This is a genomic window from Desulfofundulus thermosubterraneus DSM 16057 (assembly GCF_900142025.1).
GTDB classification, from domain to species: domain Bacteria; phylum Bacillota; class Desulfotomaculia; order Desulfotomaculales; family Desulfovirgulaceae; genus Desulfofundulus; species Desulfofundulus thermosubterraneus.
On record NZ_FQZM01000040.1, the window covers coordinates 1 to 18,281 of the forward strand.

Annotated in this window: 17 protein-coding genes and 2 riboswitches; of the genes, 4 read left to right on the forward strand and 13 right to left on the reverse strand. The window is 53.4% G+C overall.

Annotation, left to right across the window (positions count from 1 at the left end; genetic code table 11):
* Window positions 1-270, reverse strand: a 270-nt coding sequence (locus BUA65_RS13790; RefSeq protein WP_131821518.1) for a transposase, incomplete at its 3' end; no start/stop codon positions are given.
* A gap of 354 nt (window positions 271-624) precedes the next feature.
* On the opposite strand from BUA65_RS13790, the gene sigK reads away from it, so the two are divergent.
* The 4 genes from sigK (at window position 625) to BUA65_RS13810 (ending at window position 4,038) form a co-directional block, all read left to right on the forward strand.
* The gene (gene sigK / locus BUA65_RS13795; protein ID WP_072870520.1) at window positions 625-1,332 is read left to right on the forward strand and encodes an RNA polymerase sporulation sigma factor SigK; all 708 of its coding nucleotides are present in this window, start codon (window positions 625-627) and stop codon (window positions 1,330-1,332) included.
* Between the two features lie 124 nt (window positions 1,333-1,456).
* Window positions 1,457-1,605: riboswitch (SAM riboswitch) on the forward strand.
* Between the two features lie 85 nt (window positions 1,606-1,690).
* Entirely contained in the window at window positions 1,691-2,884 is a 1,194-nt protein-coding gene (locus BUA65_RS13800; protein ID WP_072870522.1) for a homocysteine biosynthesis protein, read from the forward strand.
* Window positions 2,885-2,904: 20 nt separating this feature from the next.
* The gene (locus BUA65_RS13805) at window positions 2,905-3,306 is read left to right on the forward strand and encodes an NIL domain-containing protein (RefSeq protein WP_013822739.1); all 402 of its coding nucleotides are present in this window, start codon (window positions 2,905-2,907) and stop codon (window positions 3,304-3,306) included.
* A complete protein-coding gene (locus BUA65_RS13810; RefSeq protein ID WP_072870523.1) occupies window positions 3,307-4,038 on the forward strand; it encodes a UPF0280 family protein in 732 nt (243 codons plus the stop codon).
* 182 nt (window positions 4,039-4,220) lie between these two features.
* Here BUA65_RS13810 and BUA65_RS13815 read toward each other — a convergent pair whose 3' ends face one another.
* The 12 genes from BUA65_RS13815 to BUA65_RS13870 all read right to left on the reverse strand — a co-directional run bounded on the left by BUA65_RS13815 (window position 4,221) and on the right by BUA65_RS13870 (window position 18,060).
* A complete protein-coding gene (locus BUA65_RS13815; RefSeq protein WP_072870525.1) occupies window positions 4,221-5,831 on the reverse strand; it encodes an acyl--CoA ligase family protein in 1,611 nt (536 codons plus the stop codon).
* A gap of 238 nt (window positions 5,832-6,069) precedes the next feature.
* Window positions 6,070-7,185 carry an HD-GYP domain-containing protein gene (locus BUA65_RS13820; RefSeq protein WP_072870526.1) on the reverse strand — a complete coding sequence of 372 codons (1,116 nt, stop codon included), beginning with the start codon at window positions 7,183-7,185 and terminating at the stop codon, window positions 6,070-6,072.
* A gap of 93 nt (window positions 7,186-7,278) precedes the next feature.
* The gene (locus BUA65_RS13825) at window positions 7,279-7,875 is read right to left on the reverse strand and encodes a DedA family protein (protein ID WP_072870528.1); all 597 of its coding nucleotides are present in this window, start codon (window positions 7,873-7,875) and stop codon (window positions 7,279-7,281) included.
* Window positions 7,876-7,986: 111 nt separating this feature from the next.
* Window positions 7,987-9,738, reverse strand: a complete 1,752-nt coding sequence (gene pyk / locus BUA65_RS13830) for a pyruvate kinase (RefSeq protein ID WP_072870529.1) — start codon at window positions 9,736-9,738, stop codon at window positions 7,987-7,989.
* A 13-nt stretch (window positions 9,739-9,751) separates the two neighbouring features.
* The gene (pfkA, locus tag BUA65_RS13835) at window positions 9,752-10,714 is read right to left on the reverse strand and encodes a 6-phosphofructokinase (RefSeq protein ID WP_072870531.1); all 963 of its coding nucleotides are present in this window, start codon (window positions 10,712-10,714) and stop codon (window positions 9,752-9,754) included.
* 36 nt (window positions 10,715-10,750) lie between these two features.
* The gene (locus tag BUA65_RS13840) at window positions 10,751-11,716 is read right to left on the reverse strand and encodes an acetyl-CoA carboxylase carboxyltransferase subunit alpha (protein ID WP_072870532.1); all 966 of its coding nucleotides are present in this window, start codon (window positions 11,714-11,716) and stop codon (window positions 10,751-10,753) included.
* 1 nt (window position 11,717) lies between these two features.
* Window positions 11,718-12,560, reverse strand: a complete 843-nt coding sequence (gene accD, locus BUA65_RS13845; RefSeq protein WP_072870534.1) for an acetyl-CoA carboxylase, carboxyltransferase subunit beta — start codon at window positions 12,558-12,560, stop codon at window positions 11,718-11,720.
* Window positions 12,561-12,581: 21 nt separating this feature from the next.
* On the reverse strand, window positions 12,582-12,773 hold the full coding sequence (locus tag BUA65_RS13850) for a putative signal transducing protein (protein ID WP_072870536.1): 192 nt from the start codon (window positions 12,771-12,773) through the stop codon (window positions 12,582-12,584).
* Window positions 12,774-12,849: 76 nt separating this feature from the next.
* On the reverse strand, window positions 12,850-13,086 hold the full coding sequence (gene mtrB, locus BUA65_RS13855) for a trp RNA-binding attenuation protein MtrB (RefSeq protein ID WP_072870537.1): 237 nt from the start codon (window positions 13,084-13,086) through the stop codon (window positions 12,850-12,852).
* A gap of 75 nt (window positions 13,087-13,161) precedes the next feature.
* Entirely contained in the window at window positions 13,162-16,560 is a 3,399-nt protein-coding gene (locus BUA65_RS13860; RefSeq protein ID WP_072870539.1) for a DNA polymerase III subunit alpha, read from the reverse strand.
* A 153-nt stretch (window positions 16,561-16,713) separates the two neighbouring features.
* Window positions 16,714-17,103, reverse strand: coding sequence for a Fur family transcriptional regulator (locus BUA65_RS13865; RefSeq protein WP_084062488.1), 390 nt, complete (start codon window positions 17,101-17,103; stop codon window positions 16,714-16,716).
* A gap of 75 nt (window positions 17,104-17,178) precedes the next feature.
* A complete protein-coding gene (locus BUA65_RS13870) occupies window positions 17,179-18,060 on the reverse strand; it encodes a sulfide-dependent adenosine diphosphate thiazole synthase (RefSeq protein WP_242656342.1) in 882 nt (293 codons plus the stop codon).
* Window positions 18,053-18,163: riboswitch (TPP riboswitch) on the reverse strand. (Overlaps the previous gene by 8 nt.)
* Between the last annotated feature and the right edge of the window lie 118 nt (window positions 18,164-18,281).

Here is an 18,281-nt window from a genome sequence, read left to right on the forward strand (position 1 = left end):
GAACCGGAGATCATACCGGCAGGCTTCTTCCAGTTTCCGGTCGGACAGGTCGAACAGCCGCTGCAGGATGAGGGCCTTGAACAGGATCGCCGGTGAAGCGGCAGGGCGGCCATTGTCGGGACAGTACAACGGCGTAAAGTCCACGTCCTTGATGAAAAGGTCGCATTTTTCCCGGAACAGGTGATAAAAGTTGTCTTCCCCGAACATCCGGGACAAGATCAGGTCCGGATGATAGAAGGAGAGCTGCTCTTCTTTTGATGGCCTGTACATGAGGTTTTCCTCCCCGGGTAGAAATCATTAGCCATAGTTAGATATTCGATGTTTTCAGCTGTTTCCCTGGCGGGGAGGGTAGTTTTATAGGGGTTTATCCTGTTTTTCGTGATTTTACATGTGATCATAATGAATCGCTGTGGAAGACCATTTTCGTCCATAGCAGGGGGTGTCATTTTTTCTATAAGTTTATGTTAATATCTGCCAGTTGGCTGGGGGTTTTGCGACTGTATCTATTAAGCAATCAACCGAAGGCCTGGATTTTTAAATGGCAAAAAATTTTTTCATGCCAGGCACCTTTTTTTCCATCATTCCATAAGATATATAGTCCTACTCTTTTGGGGGAGGGATACCATGGGGCCTGGTCTATTGGCGCTGGCAGTATTGTCGATGCTTAACGGTCTGGTGATCCTGATCTGCCATGTAGCCGGGAACAGCTTTCCCAAACCTTTGAGCGAGGAGGAGGAAGCGCTATACCTGGAAAAAATGCTGGCCGGGGATGAGTCGGCCCGGCGGGTGCTCATTGAGCGCAACCTGCGCCTGGTTGCCCACATCATCAAGAAGTTCGATCACAGCGGTGAGGATTTTGACGACTTGATTTCCATCGGCACCATTGGTCTGATCAAGGCCGTGGATACTTACAATCCCGAAAAGGCTACCCGGCTGGCCACCTATGCTTCTCGTTGCATTGAAAACGAAATCCTCATGTATTTGCGGGCACGCAAAAAAATCCGGGCAGAGCTTTCCCTTTATGATCCCATTGGAGTGGATAAAGAAGGCAATGAGATTAGTTTTATCGATGTACTGGGCACCGATCCCGAGATTGTAAGCGATATCGTGGCCGGTCAGATGGAGCAGGACCGTCTGTGGAAGCAACTGGAACAGCTGTCACCCCAGGAACGCAAGGTGCTGGTATTGCGTTTCGGTTTGAAGGACGGTGCCCGCCGCACCCAGAGGGAAATCGCCCGGCGCCTGGGCATCTCCCGTTCTTACGTTTCCCGCATTGAGAAGCGGGCGCTCAGTCGTTTAACCCATTATTTCGCCTGTGAGGCCGGGAGATGAATATTGCGAGATTGAACGGACAAATGGCCCCAAAATTTCAACTATATAAATAAAATTAAAACCGTTGACTTTTTCCTGGCTAGTTGTTAGAATATCTATCGAATTAAAAACGAATACCGAGGTGCTCTTATCCAGAGTGGTGGAGGGACTGGCCCGATGAAACCCGGCAACCGCCCTGGGGTGAAGGTGAACTCGCAAACCGCCAGCGGCTCTTACCTTTGCCCGGGGAATGGTGCTAATTCCTGCAGAAGTTTATCTTCTGACAGATAAGAGGGTTCGTATTATGGAGGCCTCTTCTGTTTAGAAGGGGCCTCCTGACGTCTGGAGTAGAGCACACGACGAGAAAGGGATGAGGTGAATGAGCGAAAAAACCTATCAGGAGATCAATGCCCGGATAAGAAGCGGCAAAGCAGTAGTGGTAACGGCGGAAGAATTTATCGACATCGTCAGAGAGAAGGGGCTTGCCCGTGCATCCCGGGAAGTGGATGTGGTGACCACCGGCACCTTTGCCCCCATGTGCTCCTCCGGCGCCTTTCTCAATTTCGGCCACCCGGCCCCGCGCATCAAAATGCACCGGGTGTGGCTTAACAACGTACCGGCCTATACGGGCATCGCGGCGGTAGATGCCTATATTGGAGCTACCGAACTTCCTGAAGATGATCCTTTAAACAGCAATCATCCAGGAGAATTCCGTTACGGCGGCGGCCATGTCATCGAAGACCTGGTAGCCGGAAGGCCTGTCCGTTTGAAAGCAGTGGGTTACGGCACCGATTGCTACCCGCGGCGGGAAATTGAAACCACCATCACCATTCATGATATTAACGAGGCCATTTTGTTTAACCCGCGGAACGCTTACCAGAATTACAACTGTGCCGTCAACCTTTCCAACCGGACCATATATACCTACATGGGGATCTTGAAACCCAATCTGGGTAACGCCCATTATTCCACTTCCGGTCAATTAAGTCCTTTGCTCAAAGATCCCCACTTTAAAACTATTGGCATCGGTACCCGCATTTTCCTGGGCGGCGGTATCGGGTATGTGGCCTGGCACGGCACCCAGCACTTCCCGGCCATACAAACCGATGCCAGCGGCAAGGAACTGGGGCCTGCCGGCGGCACCCTGGCGGTTATTGGAGACTTAAAGCAAATGAGTCCCCGCTGGCTCATGGGCACCAGTTACCTGGGCTACGGGGCCACCTTGAGCGTCGGTATTGGCGTACCCATTCCCATTTTAAATGAAGAAATTGCCCGTTATGCCGCAGCCACCGATGCGGATCTTTACGCTCCCATTGTGGATTATGGTGAGGCCTATCCCAACCGGAAACCGGGGAACCTGGGTTATGTCAGTTACGCCCAGCTGAAGTCGGGGAAGATCGTGGTCCAGGGTAAGGAAGTGCCCACGGCACCGTTGTCCAGCTACCCCCGGGCCCGGGAAATTGCCGGCATCTTGAAGGAATGGATTCAAAAGGGTGAGTTTTTCCTTTCCGAACCAGTGAAGCTCCTACCCTCTCCGGCCGATGGTTTGACCGGAAAAGTTTTAAAAGGTTAAGTTAAGGAGGGCAAACAACCATGTCGCCCAGGAAAATAGTCCTTCGCTTTGGACCCGAGATTTCTGATAAACCTATTATTTACCGCCTGGTCAAGGATTACGACCTGGTGATGAACATAGTAAAGGCCAATGTTAACCCCCAAAAAGAAGGCATTATGGTCCTGGAGTTAACGGGGGATAACTACGAGCAGGGTCTGAAGTACCTGCGGGAACAGGGGGTGACGGTCCAGGCCCTCACCCACGAGGTGGTGCGCAATGAACAACGCTGCACCATGTGCGGTGCCTGTACTGCCATCTGTCCCACCGGTGCCCTGTACCTGGACCGGCCAGGCATGGAAGTACGTTTTGACGGGGATAGCTGCGTGGTTTGCCAGCTATGCGTAAAGGCCTGCCCGGTGCGGGCGATGGAGGTTAAGCTGTAGTTGGAACGCACTTATCGTTACCGCCACCGGCAGGAGGATCTGGTACACTTTCAGGTGGTGGTGGGGGAAACGGACCTGGATATTGGTGTGCGCAGGGAGCGCTTTTCCCCGGAACTGGTGAAGCGGGCAACGCAAATGGTGCGGGAATGCCGGGCCCCCCTGGAAGAATATATTAAAAGGGACCCGGCATTCCTGAAAGCTCATACACCTTACGATGTGCCACCCGGCGCCCCCCCCATTGTAAGGGAGATGGCCGAGGCGTCCCGGCTGGCTGGCGTTGGCCCCATGGCTGCCGTGGCCGGGGCCATAGCCGAAAGGGTGGGACGGGCCCTGGCCCGCTTCAGCCGCGACGTTATTGTGGAAAATGGCGGGGACATTTACCTGCGCAGTGCCCGGATCCGTCGGATTGGTATTTATGCCGGGGATTCCCCCTTTTCGAATCGCCTGGCCCTGGAGGTTCGCTCCCAGGATACCCCTTTAGGCATTTGTACTTCCTCAGGTACGGTAGGTCACTCTTTGAGTTTCGGCATGGCCGATGCGGTGGTTATCCTTTCCCCCAATACGGCCCTGGCCGATGCAGTGGCCACGGCGGCGGGAAATCTGGTAAAGGATCCCGATCAGGTAGGGCAGGCGGTGGATTTTGCCGCCGGCATCCCCGGGGTCACCGGGGCGCTGATCATTTGCCGGGACAAAATGGCCGCCTGGGGTCGCCTCAAGCTGGTACCCGCATAAACACGTAAAAAAGACGGGCTTCTTGGCCCGCCTTTTTATTTTTCCCGCGATTATTCCTTAGCCGTAAATGTTCAGTGATCCGCTATGGTGCCGCGTTGTCCAAGGGCTCCGCGCTAACAGCACCGGGGCTCGCTTCGGACTGGACAGCGGCGCTGCAAATGCTATGGCAGCCCTGCCTGAGTTTAGTTGACCCGTTTATCATAACCCTGCCATTCTTTTTCCCTCAACCGGTACTTCATGATTTTACCCGTAGAGGTTTTGGGTAACTCACCAAACTCCACCGCCTTGGGTACCTTAAAGCGGGCGATGCGTTCCCGGCAGAAGTTAATGATCTCTTCCGCTGTAGGGTTGGTGCCCGGTTTGGGGACCACAAAAGCCTTGGGCACTTCCCCCCACTTGGGATCGGGAATGCCAATGACAGCTACTTCCAGTACATCGGGGTGTTCGTAAATGCAGTTCTCCACTTCCACCGTGGAAATGTTTTCACCCCCGCTGATGATAATATCCTTCAAGCGATCCTTAATTTCAATGTAACCGTTGGGGTGCATCACGGCCAGGTCGCCGCTGTGGAACCAGCCGCCCCGGAAGGCCTTTTCAGTTTCTTCCGGTTGCTTGTAGTAACCCAGCATGACGTTGTTTCCGCGCATGACGATTTCACCCATGGTCTGGCCATCCGCGGGGACATCGGTCATATCTGCCGGATCCACCACCCGCACGAACTCTGCGTGAATGTAGGCCACTCCCTGGCGGGCCTTAATTTTCGCTTTTTCACTTGTATCCAGTTCATTCCACGGGGCCTGCCATTCACAAATGGTATGGGGCCCGTATACTTCCGTCAGGCCGTAAACGTGGGTTACTTCTGCCCCGATCTCCTCCATGTTCTTGATCACGGTTGGAGATGGAGGAGCACCGGCCGTGATTACATTTAGTTTTGTTTTCATCCGGCATTCTTTCGCCTTGGGGTAGTTGGCCATGGAGACCAGCACCGTTGGGGCGGCGCAAAGGTGGGTAACCCCTTCCCTTTCGATCAGGTGGTAAATGTCTTCAGGCACCACTTTGCGCAGGCAAACATGGGTGCCGCCTACCGCCGTGACGCCCCAGGTAAAACACCACCCGTTGCAGTGGAACATGGGCAACGTCCACAGGTAGACCGAATTCGAACTCATTTTGTGTTCCAGGGCTTCCCCAAGGGCATTCAGGTAGGCCCCCCGGTGGTGATACATGACACCCTTGGGCAGGCCGGTGGTCCCGCTGGTGTAGTTGATGGTAATGACCTCCATCTCATCTTCGATCATGTTGGGCAGGGGATCCGGGGAACCGCCGGCCAGGAATTCTTCATACTCGGGTCCGTCCAGCGGTCGGCTGTCGTTAACATCACAGATGTTAACAAAAGTTTTGATATTGGGAAGTTCATCTTTAATGGCGGTAATTAAATGAGCAAATTCATTGTCCACGAAGAGGGCTTTACTATCGGAATGATTGATAATGTAAGCTATTTCTCGGGGAGATAGGCGTATGTTAATGCTCACCAGGGCTGCTCCCAGCATGGGTACTCCGTAATGGGCCTCTAGCATGGGTGGAATGTTGGGGCACAAAAATGCCACTTTGTCCCCTTTCCCGATACCAACCCTTTTTAAGGCGCTGGCCAGCCGGTTAACCCGTTGATAAAATTCGCTATAGGTATAACGTTTGTCATTATATACCACTGCCGTTTTGTCGCGGAAAACAAAGGCGCTGCGCCGCAGAAAGCTTAAAGGACTTAGCGGATCATAGTAAACCGTGCGCTGGGTCATGGCTTTTACTCCTCCCCTTCTCGTCTAGAAATTTATCGGGATTATGGCAACCGGCACTTTTTATCATGAGTTATAGGGGAAATTCTAATTTTGTATTGCATTAATGAATATTCTTAATTATTCAACGCCAGCCCTCCTTTTTCCTGCCGGCTAACGGGGTGGTAAAAAATTTTCTGGGGGGAAGCGTTGCTATTCCCCCCCAGAAATCAGAGGTATGACCACAAATACTATTCCATATTTATGTTACATTTTTTATGGTTTCAAGGAACGCTTCCCAGTAATCTTTAATCACTTCAGTTACCGTAAGGTGGCGGTGTTCCGCCAGCTTTATTTCATAGGGTTTGGCCAGGGGCTGCCTGTGGGCGGAAAATAAAACAAGTACCCGGGGATAAAGGGAAAAACCTCGCTCGGTTTCAATCACCACGCCAATCTCACCGCTGGATAAGCGCACCAGGCTGCCTGCGGGGTAAGCGGCCACGTTACTTAAAAAGGCCTGTACAATATCAAAGTCAAATAAATAGTCACCCGAGCCGGCAATCATTTCGTAAGCTTCATGCACGGGGTAGGCCGGACGGTAAACGCGGTCGGCGGTCAGGGCGTCATACATGTCCACCAGGCCGGTGATCTGGGCGAATTCATGAATTTCTGCCCCCTTGAGCCCCAGGGGATAACCCTGCCCGTTATGGCGCTCATGGTGCTGCATGGCTACGATCCGGCACAGGAGGTTGGCTCCGGGGTCCTGCTCCAGGATTTCGGCACCGTAAATACAGTGTTTTTTGATGAGCTGGAATTCTTCACCGGTCAGTGGCCCGGGTTTGTTTAAAATTTCAAGGGGAATGCGTGTTTTGCCAATATCGTGCAGCAAAGCCGCCATGCCAAGGTGAAACAGCTTGGTGCGGCTGTAGCCGAGGGTTATGCCCGTAATTATGGCCAGGACACAGACGTTAACCGAATGACCGAATGTATACTCATCAAGGCTCCGGATATCCACTAGGTTGACCATCAATGAGCGCCGGCTGAGCAATTCGTCAATGATCTCGTTTACGGTGCTGATCATATCCTTTACACCGATTAATGCCCGGCTCGGACCGGTGCTTTGTTGAGACTTGGAAAGGAGCAGGGCCTTGACTTTGGCAATGGCCTGGGCCCGTGTTTCCTCGGAAATAACGTCCTCTACTTCTACACCTGGAAAGTCGTCTATGTATACAGCCGGAATGCCCAGCATTTTCAACCTGGTGATGAATCTTTCGGTAAGAATGGTTCCGGCCTGGAGCAATACCTGCCCGGAGGCATTATAAACCGCCCGGCCGACCTTTAAGCCGGGCCGCAGCAGATTGGTGGGAACCTTGCGCATACCTTACTCCTTTGATTAATGTTATAATTCACCAGCCTTAATTCGACGAAAACTAAAATATCCCTACATCAGCGAACAAAATATTTTATTATTTTATGTCCGGTGCAATGTCTTTTGCTTGATAATAAGATAAAGCAAGTAAACAACCAAGACTCCTAAGGCCAGCAGGGGCAACCGTGACTGGATCAGGGAAAATATGGATTCCCAGTGATGTCCAAAGAAGATGCCGATACCTAGATTAAATGAAACCCAGCTTAAGGCAAAAACAGAATTATAAATTAAAAACTGCACAAACGGTAAGCGGCTGATACCGGCCAGATAGGGGGTGAGATTGCTCACCATGGGCACAAAGCGACCGAAAATGATAAAGGCCGGTGCTGACCGGTACATCCAACTGCGGGCTTGATCAAATTTGGCCGGCGTAACCATTAAATATTTTCCGTAACGGAGCAAAAACGGTTCACCTACACAGCGGCCAATCAAATAAGCCGCTGTGGCACCTACGTTAAAACCAAGCACGGCAGCGGCAAGTATATGATAGAAATCAAGCCTCCCCTGGTTTACCAGGATACCAGCCAGGAGGGTCATCAAACCCCCGGGAAAGGGAATGCCCAGGGCTTCGATAATTAGCCCCAGGAACAAGCCCCCTGCACCCAAGGTGCCCAGGTAGTGTAAAACCCAGTCCTTCATGAAAAATTCACCTTCCCGGGCTTTAACATGCCCGGAAAAGGTGTGTTATATATGGGTACGATTGCGCCAAATTTGCCCGTTGAATATCTTGCAGGCCTGTTCCCGCGGAGGTCATAGCACCCTGGCGGTACCCCGGTACACCAGACCGCGTTGTCCGTCCACCGTCACCGTTTCCCCATCGGTAAGGATAGAGGTTGCGGCATCTACCCCCACAATTACCGGAATGCCGAATTCCAGGCCAACAATGGCGCCATGGGAAGTCAGGCCTCCCACTTCAGTGATCAGGGCGGCCGCCTTTTCAATGGCCGGTATGAATTCTTTATCGGTAAATGGGGTGACCAGAATATCTCCGGGTTCCACCTTTTCCAAAGCGTCCTTCAAGGTGTGGCAGACGCGCACACGCCCGGTTACTGCCCGGGTACCAATACCCTGGCCGCGGACCAGGATGTCGCCAACAGTATGGACTTTTAACAGGTTGGTGGTGCCATGGACACCTACGGGAACGCCGGCGGTAATGATCACCAGATCCCCTGGTTTAATCAGATCTGCCGCCAGGGATGCTTCAATGGCTGAAGCAATCATACTATCAGTGTCCCGGGTGCGTCCGACCAGGAGGGGCTGCACGCCCCAGACCAGGGCCAGCTTGCGCAACACCCGGGCTACCGGCGTCACGGCTATGATCGGCGCCCGGGGACGGTATTTGCTCACCATCTTGGCCGTGTAGCCTGTCTCCGTGGAGGTTATAATAGCGGCGGCTCCCAGGTCCTGGGCGGTAGTACAGGTGGCATGGCTGATGGCATCGGTGACCGTGCGAGCCAGCGCCCGGCCCCGACGTTGTAGAATCTCTTCATAGGGCAAAGCTCGCTCCACCCGGCTGGCAATGCGGGCCATGGTTTTTACAGCCTCCACCGGGTAGTGCCCCGCGGCTGTTTCTCCCGAGAGCATAATGGCATCGGTGCCGTCCAGGATGGCGTTGGCCACGTCACTGGCCTCGGCCCGGGTAGGACGGGGGTTGTGAATCATGGATTCCAGCATCTGGGTGGCGGTAATGACCGGTTTTCCGGCCAGATTGCATTTTTCAATGATGGTTTTCTGGATCAGAGGTACTTCCTCCACCGGAAGGCCAACCCCTAAATCACCCCGGGCCACCATGATGCCGTCGGCTACCTTGATAATTTCATCCAGGTTTTCCACGCCTTCTTTGCTTTCAATCTTGGCGATAATGTCCATGTCTGCCCCATGTTCTTCCAGGATGCAGCGGATGGCCAGCACATCTGAAGCCCTGCGGATAAAAGAGGCGGCGATAAAATCCAGTTCCTGCTCAATACCAAACTTGATGTCCCGGATGTCCTGTTCGGTAATGGCGGGAAGGTTCACGGGCACCCCGGGAAGATTGACCCCCTTTTGGCTGGTCAATTCCCCTCCGTGAACCACCTCACATTCCACTTCGTGCCCGTTGCTGTTTATTACCCGCAGCTCTATGAGCCCATCGGCAATCAGCACGGTATTTCCCGGGGCCACGTCCCGGGGCAATCCGGCATAGGTAATGGGCAGGCGTTCCGGAGTGCCCTTGATGTTCTCGGTGGTGAGGACCACCCGCTGACCGGCTTTAAGCACTACGGGTTCCTTTTCAAGGTAACCAAGGCGAATTTCCGGTCCCTTTGTGTCCAGCAAAATGGCAATGTTTTTACCCACCCGGCCGGCAGCCTCCCGTATATTGGCAATGCGCCGGGCGTGTTCTTCGTGGGTGCCATGGGAGAAATTAAGCCTGGCTATATTCATGCCTGCCCGCATCATTTCCATGAGGGTTTCTACCTTTTCGCAGGCTGGACCGATGGTGCAGATTATTTTGGTTCGTCTCAAGGCCTGTTCCTCCTTATATGGCTAAAATGCTCGCCAGCCGGTAAACATCAAGATCAACGGTTTTCTTCTGTCCCAGCACCCGGTCCAGGTCGGTTTCCACTATTTTTCCCGCGGTCATACCGACCATTTTACAGGTTGCTCCTTGCATGAGCAATTCTACGGCCCGGGCTCCCAGCTGGCTGGCCAGAATGCGGTCAAAAGCTGTTGGGGTACCACCACGTTGCAGGTGGCCCAGGATGGTAACTTTAGTATCAAAGCCGGTGTGTTCCTTAATTTGCCTGCCTATTTCCAGTCCGCTGCCTGCTCCCTCGGCCACTACGATGATGCTGTGCAGTTTCCCGCGCCGGTAACCCTTGCAGAGTTTGTGGCAGACTTCTTCAATGCTGTAAGGATATTCGGGGATAAGAATGGATTCCGCTCCTCCGGCCAGGCCGGCGGCTACGGCGATAAAACCCGTGTCGCGACCCATTACTTCCACTATAAAGGTCCGCTCGTGGGAAGTGGCGGTATCACGGATCTTGTTGATGGCGTCAACCGCGGTGTTTACGGCGGTATCAAAACCAATGGAATAATCAGTACCGCTGATATCATTGTCGATAGTTCCCGGGATGGCCGCCACCGGCAGCCCGTATTCCTGGTGGAAGATACCGGCTCCGGTAAAGGAGCCGTCACCGCCAATAACCACCAGCCCTTCCAAGCCGAAACGCTCCACATTTTCCCATGCTTTGGCCCGCCCCGCGGGTGTTTTGAACTGCTCGGAGCGGGCCGTATGTAAAATAGTTCCTCCCCGGTGAATGATATCTGCTACCGAACCCAGCCGCATGGGTTCCATGTCACCTTCAATGAAACCGTTAAAGCCCCTTTTGATGCCGATTACTTCCAGGCCGTGATAAATAGCCTTGCGTACTACCGCCCGGATGGCTGCATTCATTCCCGGGGAATCGCCACCGCTGGTTAAAATCCCTATCCTTTGCAAAAAAATACCTCCCTGGCTTTTAGGGTAAATGCATTATTAAGTTATGTTATTGCCAGGTAAATATTCAGGAGCGATGCGCCTGAAACGGGCGTGACGCCGTTTGATAAGTTCTTCCGTGGAACAACCCAGCAGTTCTTCCAGGTGGCGGGCTATGGCTTCCCCCACCAGCCGGGCAGCTTCATTTTTATCCCGGTGGGCTCCGCCCAGCGGCTCTGGAATAACCTCGTCTACCAGCTGGTGTGCGTAGAGGTCCTGGGCAGTGATTTTCATTACCTCGGCGGCATCCCGGCAGCGGGTGGCATCTTTCCAGAGAATGGTGGCGTAGGCTTCAGGGGAAATAACTGAAAAAATGGCATGCTCCTGCATCAATATGCGGTCTCCCGAAGCCAGGGCCAGGGCCCCTCCGCTGCCTCCTTCGCCCAGAATAACTGAAATTACCGGTACGCGCAGGATAAGCATGCCGGCAATACAGCAGGCAATGGCATGGGCCTGCCCCCTTTCTTCCGCTCCCATTCCAGGGTACGCGCCAGGGGTATCGATAAAGGCCAGCACCGGCCGGTTAAATTTTTCCGCCTGCTGCATGAGCCGCAGGGCCTTGCGGTATCCTTCGGGATGGGCCATGCCAAAATTGCGGGCCAGGTTCTCCTTGGTATCATGGCCTTTCAAGTGGCCGATTACGGTTACTGCCCGTCCACGGAACCGGGCGATACCTCCAACTATTGCCGGGTCATCCCCGAAGCACCTGTCCCCGTGTAGTTCAATGAAATCAGTACATAGCATGTTGGCATAATCCAGGGTATTGGGGCGCTCGGGATGGCGGGCGATCAGTACCTTTTGCCAGGGGGAGAGTTGCCCGTAAATGGTTTGCTTCAGTTCCCGGGCCCTTTTTTCCAGGTTTTCAATTTCGTTGCTTAGATCAATATCCTTTTCCCTGGCAAAACGTTGTAGTTCGGCAATTTTTTCTTCCAGTTCGATGATGGGCCGTTCGAAATCGTAAACCATCTCACTCGCTCCGGTGTAGATCTATTATTTGGGCCAGGGTGGATTTCAACTGCGGCCGGGGAACCACGGCGTCTATAAAGCCATGCTGCCGTAGAAACTCGGCCCTTTGAAATCCTTCGGGTAGCTTCTGGCGAATGGTTTGCTCGATCACTCTGGGACCGGCAAAGCCAATCAGTGCCCCCGGCTCAGCCAGGATAATATCTCCTAGAAAGGCAAAGCTGGCACTGACTCCCCCCGTTGTCGGGTCGGTTAGTACGGATATATACAGCAGTCCCGCTTCGGAAAAGGCGGATAGGGCCGCGCATGTCTTGGCCATTTGCATTAATGAGAGCACTCCTTCCTGCATGCGCGCACCCCCGGAAGCAGCAAAAATGACAAGAGGCAACTGTTTTTCCCGGGCGCGCTCAATGGCCCGGGTAATCTTTTCCCCCACCACCGTGCCCATACTGGCCATCATAAAGCGAGTGTCCATTACGGCTACCGCTGCCCGGTGCCCGCCAATTTTTCCTTCTCCAGTGACTACTGCTTCATTCAGCCCGGTTTCCCGGTGTGCTCTGGCCAGCTTTTCGTCGTATTCGGTGTAGCCGAAGGGGTTCACCGGCATCATGTCCCGGTCCCATTCGGTAAAGGTACCCTCATCAATGGTTATTTTAAGCCGTTCCCCGGCAGTGAGGCGAAAATGGTAGCCACACTTGGCACAAACCTTTAATTGTTTTCCCAGCTCTCCTGTAAACCGGATTTCGTGGCAACGGGGACATTTCACCCATAAGCCATCGGGTATTTCCCGACTGGCGGGATTGACCGTGGCGTAACGCTGTCGCTGTTTTTTAAAAATATCCAGCATTTTTGGTTCGCTCCAAAGACATTAAATAGTGTTTATTACTTCCAGGGCTTCGTCTACTTCTGCTTCCGGTACCAGGATTTCCACCGAACAGTTATGCCCACAATGGGACGGCGAGAGTTCCCGCAGTTTTACCAGTATTCCTTCATTGGTAAGAATGTTTTGGATCCGGATCGCTTCTTTTTTATTTGGGGCAATATAAACCACAGTCCACAAGATTCCCACCCCCGGGGCCGGGATTTTAATTTAAAGATAACAATAAGTATATCCAGAGTATAAACCCTGGATACTTTTAGGCTAAATCGTCATTGCGCATGATGCCGTACCGGGTCAGCAGTTCTACCTTGCCGCGGATTTTAATTGCCGAAGTATGCTCTGTAAACTGGGCGATCATAATTTCGCCCTTATCAAGCTTTTCCGAATGATGAAAGCGGGTATCCTTTCCACGAGTGAGGCCGATGATGGTTACCCCGTTTTCCAGGGCTTTGACCGCCACATAGTCGGCGTTAATTTCCCAGCTTTCAGGCATGCAGGTACCCCCTTTTCAGGTAGATTGCCGGCTTTTAGCAGTTCCATCATAGCATACCGCAAGGTCTTTGACAAGCTACCCGCCAGGCGATTCCTTTATTCTCACGTTTTCCGGCCCTAAAAGGGTAGCCAGTTCTGTGACTACCGGTGAAGACAGGTTAATCCAGTAGTCTCGGGAAGCCCGGGCCAGCTTCTTTTCCAGAGGGAAGTACAGGTAGACCGGTGAGGGGCCGGGATAACAGCGCAGGACCCGCTGCACCCGCCTGATTAACTGGGGGGTAGCTTCCCTGAACTGCAAATAAAGGCTGGCACTGGTTTTCTTCTGCAAAAGGGAGACCTCTTCGGCGACAATCTTTAATGTTTCACCGGTAGAGTTTAATTGTCCCCGGATTAATACCGCCCTTTCGGGGATGATGAGTTTGGCGTACTGCTGGTAGACGCGGGGGAAGAAAACTACTTCTATGCTGCCGGTAAGATCCTCCAAAGTACCAAAGGCCATGGGCTCCCCCCGCCGGGTGTTGATGCGCTTTAGGGTCGTGAGCATGCCACCAACCGTGACCCCGGCCTGTTCCTCCTCTCCAAGTTCCGCCACGGTAGCGGTAGTTTCTTCCGCCAGGGCCTGGCGGTATTCTTCCAGGGGATGACCGCTGATATAAAGTCCCAGGGCCTCCTTTTCCAGGGCCAGCATTTCGGCACGGGAATATTTCTGCACTTGGGGTAGAACAATATCTTCCCCTGTTTCCTGCCAGAACTGTTCAAAGGTAAGCTGCCCGTTTTGCCGCTGCTGCTGCGACTGCTGGGCCAGGGATAGCCCCAGCTCAATGCCCGCCATCAGCTGTGCCCGGTGGTGGCCCAGGGAATCCAAGGCTCCGCTTTTAATAAGGCTTTCCAGCACCCGCCGGTTAATGATCCGCGTGTCCAGGCGCCGGCAGAAGTCGGCAAAGTTTTTAAAAGGCCCCTTTTCCTCCCGCGATTTGATAATAGCCTGCACGGCACCCTCGCCCACGTTTTTAATGGCCGCCAGCCCGAAACGGATTTTACCTTCAATGACGGTGAAGCTTTCCCGGCTTTCGTTGACATCGGGAGGCAGCACCTCCAGGCCCATACGGCGGCACTCCTCCACGTATGCCGCTACCTTGTCCGTGTTGTCCCGCACCGAAGTTAGCAGTGCCGCCATATATTGAGCCGGGTAATTGGCCTTCAAGTACGCTGTCTGGTAGGCAACCAGGGCATAGGCGGCGCTGTGGCTTTTATTGAAGCCGTAACCGGCAAAGTACTCCATCAGATCGAAAATCTGCCCCGCGACCTGGGGGTTTACCCCGTTCTTTACCGCTCCCTCGATAAACTGGTTCCGCAGCCCGGCAATAATTTCGGGCTTCTTTTTACCCATGGCCCGCCGCAAAAGGTCTGCCTCCCCCAGGGTGAAGCCCGCCAGGTCGCTGGCTATGCGCATAACTTGCTCCTGGTAGAGAATGACGCCGTAGGTGTCCCTTAATATTGGTTCCAGCCTGGGGTCCAGGTAGGTTACTTTCTTTTCCCCGTGCTTGCTCTTAATGAAATCCTCCACCATGCCACTGCCCAGGGGGCCGGGCCGGTAGAGGGCCACCAGGGCTACGATATCTTCAAAAACCTCCGGGCGTAACTCTTTTAACAGGGCCCGCATGCCGCTGGATTCAAGCTGGAACACACCGCTCCCTTCGCCCCGGCATAAAAGAGCAAAAGTTTTCGGATCATCCAGGGGAATTTCATCAATGTTTATTTCCGGTCCGCCACTTTCCCTGATGAGCTTTATAGTATCGGCGATGACCGTCAGGGTGCGCAGGCCCAGAAGGTCCATTTTTAACAGGCCCAATTCCTCAACCTGGTCTTTGGCAAACTGGGTGGTTAACGGGCCGTCGGCCGCCTTGTAAAGGGGCAAGTAGTGGATTAGTGGTTCCCTGGTGATTACCACCCCGGCGGCATGAGTGGAGGCGTGTCTGGGCATACCTTCCAGGAGGGCGGCAGTATCAATTAGTTTTTTTACCTGCGGATCCCGTTCATAGAGTTCCCTTAATTCGCTGGATTCACTTAGGGCCCGTTCAATGGTCATGTGCAATTCCGCAGGCACCAGTTTGGCTATTTTATCCACTTCTCCGTAGGACAAGTTCAGCGCCCGTCCCACGTCCCTGATGGCCGCCCGGGCCGCCATGGTGCCAAAGGTGGCGATTTGGGCTACTTTATCGGCTCCATATTTGCTGGTAATGTAGTTGATGACCTCTCCCCGGCGCTCAAAGCACAGGTCCACATCCACGTCGGGCATGGAGACCCGTTCCGGGTTGAGGAAACGTTCAAACAATAGGCCGTATTTTAGGGGGTCGAGATTGGTAATCCCCAGTACGTAGGCTACCAAACTGCCGGCGGCGGAACCCCGGCCGGGACCTACCGGGATACCCTGTTTCCGGGCATAATGGATGAAATCCCACACAATCAAGAAATAGGCGGAGTAGCCCATTTGCCGGATAACTTTTAGTTCATATTCCAGCCGCTGCCGTACGGGCTCGGTGATCTCCCCGTAACGGCGGTGCACCCCTTCCAGGCACAGCTGCTCCAGGTAGCTATCCACGGTATGACCCGGGGGTACCTCGTAATAAGGAAGGTGGATCTGGCCGAAACTGAGTTCTACATTACAGCGTTCGGCAATGAGACGGGTATTTTCCATGGCCTCTTTCAGCTCTCCAAAGAGATGGGCCATTTCTTCTTCGCTTTTCAGGTATAGTTCCTGGGAATCAAACTTCATCCGGGAAGGATCGTCCACACTTTTGCCCGTCTGAATACACAGCAGGATGTCCTGCATTTCAGCATGCTCTTTCTTTACGTAATGTACGTCGTTGGTTACCACCAGGGGTATATTCATTTCCCGGTGCAAGCGCAAAAGCTCTCGGTTAACTTTGCGCTGTTCGGGAAGGCCATGGTCCTGCAGTTCTAAAAAGAAATTCCTCCGTCCAAAAATATCCTGGTAGAGGGCGGCGGCTTCCACGGCTTTTTCCTTCTCCCCGGCCAGGAGGCGGTCGGCCACCTCCCCGGCAATGCAGCCGCTTAAGGCAATTAACCCTTCGCTGTAGCGGGCCAGGGTGTCTTTGTCCACCCGGGGTTTGTAGTAAAAACCTTCGGTGAAGGCCAAAGACACCAGCTGCAGGAGGTTGCGGTACCCGGTCTGGTTTTCGGCCAGCAATACCAGGTGGTAGAGATGGTCATCCACCTTGGGTGTGCGGTCTTTCATGGTGCGGGGGGCCACGTAAACCTCGCAACCAAGGATGGGCTTAACTCCTTGTTTCTGGCAGGCCTTGTAAAAGTCCACCACTCCAAACATAACGCCATGGTCGGTAATGGCCAGGGAGTCCATGCCCAGTTCACTGGCGCGGGCCACCACTTCTTTGATCCGGGCGGCGCCGTCCAGCAGGCTGTATTCGGTATGTACATGCAGGTGTATGAACATGGTCTTCCAAACACTCCTGGAAACCTGGCTTTTTCCCCATGATCCTCATTCGTTTAACTGAGGCAAAATCCTGCTCCTGATCGTAGAGAAAAAAGGGGGGTGGCTTATGCCCCCCCTTGTAACCATGATATTTTACACCTGTAGTTCTTCCGGTTACCTTTGCCGGCAATCAGGGCAGTAGCCGTAAAATTCCAGCCGGTGCCGGTTTACCTCCATGCCCGTGCGGCTTGCCACTTCTTCTTCCAGATTATCTAACAGGGGTAAATCAAGATCAAATATCCGGCCACAACCATCGCAGACAAAATGATAATGATTCTGCGGATTGCCGTCGTACCGGCTGAACGTGCTGCCGTAGTTGAGTTCCATGATTTCCCGGGCCTGTTTAAGGTTGTTTAAATTGCGGTAAACCGTGCCCAGGCTGATGTCCGGAATTTGTTTGCGGGCCTGCTCGTAAATCCAGTCTGCCGTGGGGTGAGTATCGGTGCTGCGCAGGATTTCCAGGATTAATTTTTTCTGTCTGGTCATCCGTTTGGGCTTGATCACTAACAACCTCACCCCTATTTGATAACAGCTACTTTTAAAAGAAATATACAGCTTTTTTCTTTCTATTGTCAAGTTTTATTCTTCACCAAGAATAAGCCGGGCCGCCCGCTGGCCTGACAGGAGCATCCCGCCGAAAATCGGTCCCATGCGGTGGCCGCCGCAAACCGCGTTTGCCGCCATACCGGCCACGAGGAGCCCGGGGTAAATTTCACGGGTATTGGCTACGGTGGCCGTTTCACCCCGCGCGGCCCACATGGGCTTTTCTCCTTCCAGGTTGCCGGTCCTGGTTCTTAAGACCGTCCCCATTTTTTTGACTACCATACCGGCCACCTGGGCATCATGTCCGGTGCAGTCGATGACGTATGAGGACTGTACCGTCAGGGGGTCCACATGCAGGCGGCCCAAATCAACGGGGGTCCAATTGATCACCAGTCCGGTAATCCGGTTCTCCCTCACCATGACGTCTTCCACGGAGATTAAGTTGAAGATTCTCGCCCCGGCCCGTACTGCACCAAGGGTTAGGGCGGCAACGGCTTCCACGGAGCTGGCCGTGTAATATCCATCTTCAAATGACCTGTAGGAGATGCCAAACTCTTTGAGAAGGGGTAATGCTTCGTCCTGGACCACAATCTGGTTAAACATCATACCGCCGCCCCACATGCCGCCACCGATGCTGAGCTTGCGTTCAAAGAGAACTACTTTTTTGTTTGCCCGGGCCAGGTAATAGGCGGCCACCAGTCCTGCCGGACCTCCACCCACTACGGCTACGTCTGATTCCAGCGCTTCCAGCAGTTCCTCCTGATACCTTGTGATAATGGCCTTGGAAATAGTCACGTCTTCCAGGTGCATTTTGTAATACCACTCCTTTTTATTTATTTGTAGCGGTTGACCGGTGGGCATCCCGGTGGCAAATAAAAACAGCGCACCCACAAAAGGATGCGCCACAGTCAACAGCATACACGGCTTTTCCCTTCGCGGGCATTACCCCGAGCAGGTTTAGCGGGTCAGGTGCTCACTAGCCCTTTCTCAGCCCCTAACAGGAGCTCCCCGTTGTACTTTGCCGGTTTCTTAGGCGTGAGAGGTCGGTTCCCGGCTTAAAAGCAACCCTCCCATTTTAATCCATGTTCAGGACGGCCGCCTCATGATATTATTCGATATATGTGGGCGAATATCCTCCT

What these genes read in the sequence shown, in the direction of transcription:
- BUA65_RS13815 (WP_072870525.1), bottom strand. Translation starts at nt 5,831, where the DNA reads ATGACCCAGCGCACGGTTTACTATGATCCGCTAAGTCCTTTAAGCTTT.
- BUA65_RS13825 (WP_072870528.1), bottom strand. Translation starts at nt 7,875, where the DNA reads ATGAAGGACTGGGTTTTACACTACCTGGGCACCTTGGGTGCAGGGGGC.
- BUA65_RS13820 (WP_072870526.1), bottom strand. Translation starts at nt 7,185, where the DNA reads ATGCGCAAGGTTCCCACCAATCTGCTGCGGCCCGGCTTAAAGGTCGGC.
- BUA65_RS13870 (WP_242656342.1), bottom strand. Translation starts at nt 18,060, where the DNA reads ATGCTGTTGACTGTGGCGCATCCTTTTGTGGGTGCGCTGTTTTTATTT.
- mtrB (WP_072870537.1), bottom strand. Translation starts at nt 13,086, where the DNA reads ATGCCTGAAAGCTGGGAAATTAACGCCGACTATGTGGCGGTCAAAGCC.
- BUA65_RS13805 (WP_013822739.1), top strand. Translation starts at nt 2,905, where the DNA reads ATGTCGCCCAGGAAAATAGTCCTTCGCTTTGGACCCGAGATTTCTGAT.
- BUA65_RS13860 (WP_072870539.1), bottom strand. Translation starts at nt 16,560, where the DNA reads ATGTTCATACACCTGCATGTACATACCGAATACAGCCTGCTGGACGGC.
- BUA65_RS13840 (WP_072870532.1), bottom strand. Translation starts at nt 11,716, where the DNA reads ATGGTTTACGATTTCGAACGGCCCATCATCGAACTGGAAGAAAAAATT.
- accD (WP_072870534.1), bottom strand. Translation starts at nt 12,560, where the DNA reads ATGCTGGATATTTTTAAAAAACAGCGACAGCGTTACGCCACGGTCAAT.
- sigK (WP_072870520.1), top strand. Translation starts at nt 625, where the DNA reads ATGGGGCCTGGTCTATTGGCGCTGGCAGTATTGTCGATGCTTAACGGT.
- BUA65_RS13800 (WP_072870522.1), top strand. Translation starts at nt 1,691, where the DNA reads ATGAGCGAAAAAACCTATCAGGAGATCAATGCCCGGATAAGAAGCGGC.